This window comes from Leucobacter sp. M11 (assembly GCF_035726885.1).
GTDB lineage: Bacteria > Actinomycetota > Actinomycetes > Actinomycetales > Microbacteriaceae > JAPFRB01.
Genome location: NZ_JAPFRB010000004.1, coordinates 305,171 through 313,564 on the forward strand (window position 1 = coordinate 305,171; position 8,394 = coordinate 313,564).

An 8,394-nucleotide genomic window follows, 5' to 3' on the forward strand; every position below is an offset into this window, starting at 1 on the left:
GAGCGCGCTGCCTGCCGCGCATCGCGGTGTCGGGGGCGAGCGAGGGGCGGTTGCGCTGGGCACGGTGGCTCGTGCGGGCCGGGAGGTGCGTTCCCGCGCTCCCGGGGGAGCGGCCGGTCGCGGCCCTCCGCTGGCTGCGCCCGGCCCCAGGCGGTACAGGCCGGGACGTCGCGGCCCTCGCGGCCGGTGACCGGGCCGGGATCCGGACGGTGGGCATCGTCTGGGGCCCGCGCGGGCGGGCCGCGGCTGAGGCGCTTCCGTTGGCGGAGACGGTGCCGCCGTGGGTCCGGCCCCGACGGCTGAGCGTGCTCCTGCTCGGGGAGCGTCATGCACGAATCCGGCACCGAGGGGGCACTAAGCTGGGATCGTGTCCACGCTGCGAAACCTGGTGAAAAATTACGGCAAGCTCTCCGACGCTGATGTCGAGTGGCTCGAGCTGCTTGTTGCCGACTGGCCGCTCCTCGCGGACCTGTCCTTCGGCGACGTGGTCCTGTGGGCCCCGACCACGGACGAGGGCTACATCGCGGTCGCGCACTCCCGCCCGTCGAGCGCGGCGACACTGTTCTACCGGGACGTGATCGGCGACTTCCTTCGGGAAGACTGGCGGCCCCTCGTCGACGCCGCGATCGAGACCGAAAAGGCCGTGGAGTCCACCTCGCCCGCCTGGTACGAAGAGGTGCCGATGAAGCTCGTCGCGTACCCCGTGTTCCGGCACGACCCCGAGACCCAGCAGCGCCTCGGCCCGATCGCCGTGGTCACACACCACGCGAACCCCACGGACAACCGCTCGGCGTCGCGCATTGAGGCGGCCTCCACGGAGAGCGCCGGAGACCTCTTCGACATGATCGGCCAGGGCGCCTTCCCGGTGCCCGGGGCGACCCGCGGCCACCAGCGTGGCGCGCCCCGCGCCTCGGACGGGCTGATCCGCCTCGACACCACGGGCGAGATCACCTTCGCGAGCCCCAACACGCAGACCACCTTCACGCTCATCGGGTACCGAGACGAGATGGAGGGCGAGCGCCTGAGCGACGTCGTCACCGAGGTCGTTGGCAGCCAGCAGGACACCGACGAGTCGCTGCCGCTCATCACCGAGGGCAAGTCGTCGCGCCGGGCGGACATTGAGGCGCGGGGCCGCACGGTGACGCTGCGATCGATCATCACCTCTCACGATGGCGAGCGCACGGGAGCGCTCATCCTGACCCGGGATATCACGGAGCTGCGTCAGCAGGAGCAGGAGCTGCTGACCAAGGACGCGACGATCCGCGAGATCCACCACCGGGTGAAGAACAACCTCCAGACGGTGGCCTCGCTGCTGCGCATGCAGGCCCGTCGGGCCCGGACCGAGGACGCGAAGGAGGCGCTGAGCCAGGCCATGCGCCGCGTGGCGGCCATCGCGGTCGTCCACGACACGCTCTCCACGGGGCTTTCCCAGATTGTCGATTTCGACGATGTCTTTGATCGGGTGTTGCTCCTGGTGACCGAGGTCGCGAGCATCCACAACACGACGGTGCACCCGAAGAAGCACGGCGAGTTCGGCCAGCTGCCCAGCGAGTACGCAACGCCGCTCGCGCTCGCGCTCACCGAGGTCGTGACCAACGCCGTCGAGCACGGCCTCGCGGGCCGCGAGGGCGAGGTCATCATCGACGCCGGCCGCACGGAGAGCGAGCTGCGGGTGCTCGTCACCGACACCGGCGCGGGTCTGCCGGGCGGCGCGGTTGGCGACGGCCTCGGCACCCAGATCGTGCGCACCCTGATTCAGGGCGAGCTCGGCGGATCGATCTCCTGGGGTGCTCGCGAGGGCGGCGGCACCACCGTCAGCATCGCGATCCCACTCCGCTGGATCGCCGCCCAGCCCTAGGCGCCGCGGGCACAGAAATGCGCCCCGCGGCGAACCGCGGGGCGCATCTGCTGGAGCTCAGGTCTTTAGGAGGCGCGACGTGCGCGAGCGGCGCGGCGCTTGAGGGCGCGGCGCTCGTCCTCGCTGAGGCCGCCCCAGACGCCGGAGTCCTGACCGGTGTCCATCGCGTACTGCAGGCAGACCTCGGTGACGGTGCAGCGTGCGCAGACCGACTTGGCCCGCTCAATCTGATCGACGGCCGGGCCGGTGTTTCCCACAGGGAAAAACAGCTCGGGGTCAACGGTAAGACACGCAGCCTGTTCGCGCCAGTCCATGTTTGTGCTCCATTCGGGGGTGTGTGCTGGTTTTGGCGCGCGAACAAAACCCCCGGGGGAGGGAGATGTCGGAACTCGCGCCTGAGGTAAACTTGAGGCAGAGTGTTGCCCACGACTGTGTGCGCGAAACTCGACAGGTTATATGGTTTCATGGAAGTTACGGCAAATCAATAGTCATTTGTCTATCTCTGCGAGGGAGTCCCGTGTCTGAACGTTCACCCGATGCTTCGAACCGTTCAACAGCGGGGTGGCGTTTGCTCTCCGTCGTGCTCGCCGCGGAGGCCCTCGGCGCGCTCGCGCTGGCCGTCGTGACGGTCGTCGGCGCCTTCGGCGCGGTCGACGAACCGCTCGGCCCCGTGCTCTCGATCCTGATCGTCGGCCTGGTTGCCTCCGCCTGGGTGCTCGTCACGAGCGTGGGCGTCTTCCGTCGCCGTGCCTGGGCCCGCGGCTCCGCGCTCACGCTCCAGATTCTGATGCTGGTGCTCGCGCTCGGCGCGTTCCAGGGCGTCTTCGGGTCCCCGGCCGTCGGCTGGGGGTTCCTCGCGGTCGGTCTCGTCGGCTTCTTCGCCGCGATCCGCGTCCGGCCCGCCGAGCACCTTCCCGAGGGCGACAGCCCCGTCGAATAGGGAACGGCTCACGCGGTCTGCGCCCGAGCGAGCCCGCCTCCCGAGGGCCCCGGCGGCCCGGACGCGCCGACACTCGGCGCTCGGTCAGTTCACTTGAGTAGAATATGCGTCGTGGCAGCTATTAATTTGGGTCTTCCCAAGGTTCCTGAGATTCTCGCACCCCGTCGAAAGACCCGTCAGATCAAGGTCGGTTCGGTGGGGGTCGGCAGCGACTCGCCCGTCTCGATCCAATCGATGACGACGACTCCGACGACCGATATCAACGCGACCCTGCAGCAGATCGCCGAGCTCACGGCCTCCGGATGCGACATCGTGCGCGTCGCCGTGCCGAGCCGCGACGACGCCGAGGCGCTCCCGATCATCGCGATGAAGAGCCAGATCCCCGTGATCGCGGACATCCACTTCCAGCCCAACTACGTCTACGCCGCGATCGACGCCGGCTGCGCCGCGGTGCGGGTGAACCCGGGCAACATTCGCAAGTTCGACGACCAGGTCGGCGAGATCGCCAAGCGCGCCAAGGCCGCCGGGGTCTCGCTCCGGATCGGGGTCAACGCGGGCTCGCTTGACCCGCGCCTGCTGCAGAAGTACGGCAAGGCCACCCCGGAGGCGCTCGTGGAGAGCGCCGTCTGGGAGGCGTCCCTTTTCGAGGAGCACGACTTCCACGACTTCAAGATCTCGGTCAAGCACAACGACCCGATCGTGATGGTGAAGGCGTATCGGATGCTCGCCGAGCGCGGCGACTGGCCCCTGCACCTCGGGGTGACCGAGGCCGGGCCCGCGTTCCAGGGCACGATCAAGTCGGCGACCGCCTTCGGGATCCTGCTCTCGGAGGGCATCGGCGACACGATTCGGGTGTCGCTGTCCGCACCGCCCGTCGAGGAGATCAAGGTCGGCGAGCAGATCCTGCAATCGCTGAATCTGAAGCAGCGCAAACTTGAGATCGTGTCTTGCCCGAGCTGTGGCCGCGCGCAGGTGGACGTGTACACGCTCGCCGACGAGGTCACCAAGGGGCTGGAGGGCATGACCGTGCCGCTGCGCGTGGCCGTCATGGGCTGCGTCGTGAACGGCCCCGGCGAGGCCCGCGAGGCCGACCTCGGCGTCGCGAGCGGGAACGGCAAGGGCCAGATCTTCGTGAAGGGCGAGGTCATCAAGACCGTGCCGGAGGCGCTCATCGTGCCCACGCTGATCGAGGAGGCGAACCGGATCGCCGCGGCGATGCCCCAGGACGAGCAGGGCCTCGGCGCCCCGACGGTCTCCGTCGGCGCGAAGTAACCCGCGCGAAGTAACCCGCGCCCAGGCCCCCCCCGCCCAGCGACCCGCGACCCCGCGCGTGCGCGGGACGGCGGCCGAAAACGGCCGCCTGCGGCCGGGCCTCCCGGCGCAGGCGGACGCTGGGATCCCAAACGGCGGTAACATGGACGGGTGCTGACCCGTCTGAGTAACTTTTTCCTGAAGACCCTGCGTGAGGACCCCGCCGAGGCGGAGGTCGCGAGCCACAAACTGCTGGTGCGTGCCGGATACATCCGCCGCCAGGCTCCGGGCGTGTTCGCCTGGCTGCCGCTCGGCCTGCGCGTCAAGAGCAAGCTCGAGCAGATTATCCGCGAGGAGATGACCGCCGCGGGCGCGCACGAGGTGCACTTCCCGGCGCTCCTGCCCCGCGAGCCCTACGAGATCTCCGGGCGCTGGGACGAGTACGGCGACGACCTCTTCCGGTTGCAGGACCGCCACGGCGCGGACATGCTCCTCGCCCCCACCCACGAGGAGGTCTTCACGCTGATCGTGAAGGACCTCACCTCGTCCTACAAGGACCTGCCGCTCACGATCTTCCAGATCCAGGACAAGTACCGCGACGAGGTCCGCCCGCGCGCTGGCCTCCTGCGCGGCCGCGAGTTCACGATGAAGGACGCCTACTCCTTCGACCACACCGACGCCGGGCTCGACGCGAGCTACCAGGCCCAGCGCGACGCCTACGAGCGTATTTTCTCCCGCCTCGGCCTGGAGTACGTCATCGTCTCCGCCGACGCCGGGGCGATGGGCGGCTCCCGCTCCGAGGAGTTCCTGCTGCCCACCGCAATCGGCGAGGACACCTTTGTGCGCTCCGCCGGCGGCTACGCGGCCAACGTCGAGGCCTACGAGACGCCCGTGCCCGAGAGTCTGCCCATCGCCGGTCAGCCGGAGGCGCTCGTCTTCGACTCACCCGCGACGAACACGATCGAGACGCTCGTCGCGCACCTGAACGCGCAGCAGCCCCGCGCGGACTCCCGCGAGTGGACCGCCGCGGACACCCTGAAGAACGTCGTGCTCGCCGTGACCGACCTCGCCGGGACCCGCGAGATCGTCGTCGTCGGCATCCCCGGCGACCGCGAGGTCGACCCGAAGCGCGCCGAGGTGGCCTTCCCCGGCTGCCAGGTCGAGCCCGCCACCGCAGACGACCTCAAGAAGCACCCCGGCCTCGTCCCCGGCTACATGGGGCCCGGCACCGCCGACGCCCCCGTCCTGGGCTCGCACGGCAGCACGGGCGTGCGCTACCTGCTCGACCCGCGCGTGGTCTCCGGCACCGCCTGGGTCACCGGCGCGAACGCGCACGAGCAGCACGTGCTCAGCCTCGTCGCGGGCCGCGACTTCGCGATCGCGGGCGAGGACGGCGCGCTCGGCTTCGACGGCACCGTCGAGGTCGCGAACGTCCGCGTCGGCGACCCCGCCCCCGACGGCTCCGGCCCGATCGAGACCGCCCGCGGTATGGAGATCGGCCACGTCTTCCAGCTCGGCCGGAAGTACGCCGAGGCCCTCGGCCTCAAGGTCCTCGACGAGAACGGCAAGCTCGTCACGGTCACGATGGGGTCCTATGGCATCGGCGTGACCCGCATCCTCGCGGTGCTGGCCGAGCTGCACCACGATGACCGCGGCCTCGTGTGGCCCGCAGCCGTCGCCCCCTACGACGTGCACCTCGTCGCCACGGGCAAGGACCCCGCCGTGCTGGAGATCGCCGAGACGGTCGCCGCGACGCTGACCGACGCGCGCTTCGACGTGATCTTTGACGATCGCCCCAAGGTTTCCCCGGGCGTCAAGTTCGGCGACGCCGAGCTCATTGGGGTGCCCAAGGTGGTCGTGATCGGCCGGGACGCGGCGGAGGGCTTCGCCGAGGTCTGGGACCGCGCGGCGGGCACCAAGGACAAGGTGGCCATCGCCGACCTGGTGACGCACCTCGGCTAGGTCTGCATTCCGGTTCCGCCGCCAGGCGCGACGAATCTCACCCGATTCGTCGCGCCTGGCGGCATTTCTGCCGAAAACCCGGCTTGCGGGGGAGGGCGACGCGCGGGGATCGTGGAACGAAACGTTTTCGGCTAAACTGATCCTTTGCGGAAGCGTCCTTTCCGCATAACATCTGAATATCGAGGAGGCCCCCGTTGGATATTGATCTCAGCATTCTGCGCATGTTGGAGCGCGAGAAGGAGATCCCGTTCGAGGAACTCGCCGAAATTATCGAGCAGGCCATCCACACGGCCTACCTGAAGCACGCTAGCGAGCGCAGCGCAGACGACGCACCCGAGCCCGAGGCTCGCGTCACCCTGAACCGCAAGACCGGCCACATCGCCGTCCTGGTTCCCGAGCTGGACGAAGACGGCAACGTCATCGGCGAGGCCGAGGAGTCCACCGACGAGTTCGGTCGAATCGCCGCACACGCGGCCAAGCAGGTCATCAACCAGCGCATGCGCGATATCCAGGACGACCATGTCCTGGGCGAGTTCAAGGGCAAGGAGGGCGACATCCTCTCCGGCGTCGTCCAGCAGGGCCCGAACCCGCGCATGGTGCACGTCGACCTCGGCTCCATCGAGGCGATCATTCCGCCCGAGGAGCAGGTGCCCGGCGAGAACTACGCGCACGGCACCCGCATTCGGGTGTTCATCACCTCCGTGTCGAAGGGCCTGAAGGGCCCGCAGGTGGTGGCGTCGCGGACCCACCCCGGGCTCGTGCGCAAGCTCTTCGCGCTCGAGGTGCCCGAGATCGCCTCCGGCATCGTCGAGATCGTGTCGATCGCCCGCGAGGCCGGTCACCGCTCGAAGGTGGCCGTGCGCGCGAACGACCCGAGCATCAACGCGAAGGGCACCTGCATCGGCGAGCTCGGCCGCCGCGTGCGCGCCGTGATGAGCGAGCTCGGCGAGGAGAAGATCGACATCGTCGATTACTCGCCCGATCTGCCCACCTTCGTCTCGAACGCGCTGTCACCCGCCAAGGTGACGAGCGCCTTCGTGATCGACGCGGAGCTGAAGCAGGTGCGCGCCCTGGTGCCCGACTTCCAGCTCTCGCTCGCGATCGGCAAGGAGGGCCAGAACGCCCGCCTCGCCGCGAAGCTCACCGGCGCGAAGATCGACATCCAGCCCGATTCGGTGATGGACGCCTAGAAACGACCGGTGCTCCGGAGGGGCGAGCCTGTGTGTTCGCCCCTTCGGAGATGCGCTCGGAAGGAAACTGATAAGATGGATTCGGTCCGAACCTGTGTGGGATGCCGAAAGCGCGATTCACGCGCGGCGCTCCTTCGGGTAGTTCATCGTGACGGTCAGCTCATTCCTGATCAGCGCGCGGTTCTGCCGGGACGGGGTGCTTGGTTTCACCCCACGCAGTCGTGTTTGGAAATCGCAGTAACGCGTCGGGCTTTTCCGCGTGCGCTGCGAGTGTCGACTCAGCTCGACACGGCCCTTTTAGAGAACAGGCTGAAATCACCCATGGACAACTAATGAGCGGCTCGAAATGAGACCCGTCCGATAATTTTGGTTCTCGCCTGTCTGGCGTGAACCCAGACAGGAGAAAAGTGGCTAACCCCCGCGTACACGAGATCGCCGCCGAGCTTGGCGTCGACAGCAAGGTCGCACTTGCAAAACTGAAGGAAATGGGCGAGTTCGTCAAGGCGTCCTCGTCCAGCATCGCCCCGCCCGTCGCGCGCAAGCTTCGCGCTGCGCTTGAGGCGGATGGCGTGACCAGCGCCGCCGCGCCCGCGGCCGAGGGAGCGTCCGCTTCCCCGAAGCCCGCGGCAAAGCCCGGCGCTCAGAAGCCCGGCCCGCGCCCCGGCCCGAAGCCCGCGGCCAAGCCCGAGCCCGAGGCGGCTCCCGCCGCTCCGGCTCCCGCCGCACCCGCTGCCCCGGCCGCCCCCGCGGCTGAGGCCCCCGCCGCACCCGCCGCCCCGGCAGCGGCGACCCCCGCCGCGCCTGCGGCTCCCGCGGCCCCCGCGAAGAAGGACGGCCCGACCCCGGGCCCCCGCGCGCCGAAGGCGGATGTCCCGCGTCCCGGGAACAACCCCTTCGCCTCCAGCCAGGGCATGGGCGTTCCGCGCCCGCCGCGCCCCGGCAACAACCCCTTCGGGCAGACCCAGGGCATGGGCCGCGGCCCGAACCCCGGGAACATCCCGCGTCCCCCGCGCCCGGCTCCCGGAGCCGCTGCGCGTCCCGGCGCTCCCCGCCCGGGTGCTCCGCGTCCCGGCGCTCCGCGCCCGGGTGCGCCCCGCCCCGGTGCTCCGGCGGCCGGTGGCTTCCAGCGTCCCGGCGGTGCCGGCGGCGCAGGTGCCCCGCGTCCCGGCGCGGGTGGCTTCCCCCGTCCCGGT

At 69.7% G+C, this 8,394-nt stretch carries 8 protein-coding genes; 7 read left to right on the forward strand and 1 reads right to left on the reverse strand.

What is annotated here, in order from left to right:
- The first annotated feature begins 367 nt into the window (after positions 1 to 367).
- Positions 368 to 1,858, forward strand: a complete 1,491-nt coding sequence (locus OOT08_RS13480) for a sensor histidine kinase (protein WP_325093279.1) — start codon at positions 368 to 370, stop codon at positions 1,856 to 1,858.
- A gap of 65 nt (positions 1,859 to 1,923) precedes the next feature.
- On the opposite strand, the gene OOT08_RS13485 is transcribed toward OOT08_RS13480, so the two are convergent.
- Positions 1,924 to 2,172 (reverse strand): WhiB family transcriptional regulator, encoded by a 249-nt coding sequence (locus tag OOT08_RS13485; protein ID WP_325093280.1) that lies wholly within the window; start codon positions 2,170 to 2,172, stop codon positions 1,924 to 1,926.
- 203 nt (positions 2,173 to 2,375) lie between these two features.
- On the opposite strand from OOT08_RS13485, the gene OOT08_RS13490 reads away from it, so the two are divergent.
- The 6 genes from OOT08_RS13490 to OOT08_RS13515 all read left to right on the forward strand — a co-directional run.
- A complete protein-coding gene (locus OOT08_RS13490; protein ID WP_325093281.1) occupies positions 2,376 to 2,798 on the forward strand; it encodes a hypothetical protein in 423 nt (140 codons plus the stop codon).
- Positions 2,799 to 2,909: 111 nt separating this feature from the next.
- Complete coding sequence (ispG, locus tag OOT08_RS13495) at positions 2,910 to 4,070, forward strand: flavodoxin-dependent (E)-4-hydroxy-3-methylbut-2-enyl-diphosphate synthase (RefSeq protein ID WP_325093282.1); 1,161 nt, start codon at positions 2,910 to 2,912, stop codon at positions 4,068 to 4,070.
- Between the two features lie 150 nt (positions 4,071 to 4,220).
- A complete protein-coding gene (locus tag OOT08_RS13500) occupies positions 4,221 to 6,011 on the forward strand; it encodes a proline--tRNA ligase (RefSeq protein WP_325093283.1) in 1,791 nt (596 codons plus the stop codon).
- Positions 6,012 to 6,205: 194 nt separating this feature from the next.
- Positions 6,206 to 7,201, forward strand: a complete 996-nt coding sequence (gene nusA, locus OOT08_RS13505) for a transcription termination factor NusA (RefSeq protein ID WP_325093284.1) — start codon at positions 6,206 to 6,208, stop codon at positions 7,199 to 7,201.
- Between the two features lie 75 nt (positions 7,202 to 7,276).
- Complete coding sequence (locus OOT08_RS13510) at positions 7,277 to 7,534, forward strand: YlxR family protein (protein WP_325093285.1); 258 nt, start codon at positions 7,277 to 7,279, stop codon at positions 7,532 to 7,534.
- Between the two features lie 74 nt (positions 7,535 to 7,608).
- Positions 7,609 to 8,394: translation initiation factor IF-2 N-terminal domain-containing protein (locus OOT08_RS13515; protein ID WP_325093287.1), on the forward strand; the 786-nt coding region annotated here is incomplete at its 3' end.

Excerpts from the sequence above, each read along its gene's own strand:
- OOT08_RS13485 (WP_325093280.1), bottom strand. The coding sequence starts at position 2,172 with ATGGACTGGCGCGAACAGGCTGCGTGTCTTACCGTTGACCCCGAGCTG.
- OOT08_RS13510 (WP_325093285.1), top strand. The coding sequence starts at position 7,277 with ATGGATTCGGTCCGAACCTGTGTGGGATGCCGAAAGCGCGATTCACGC.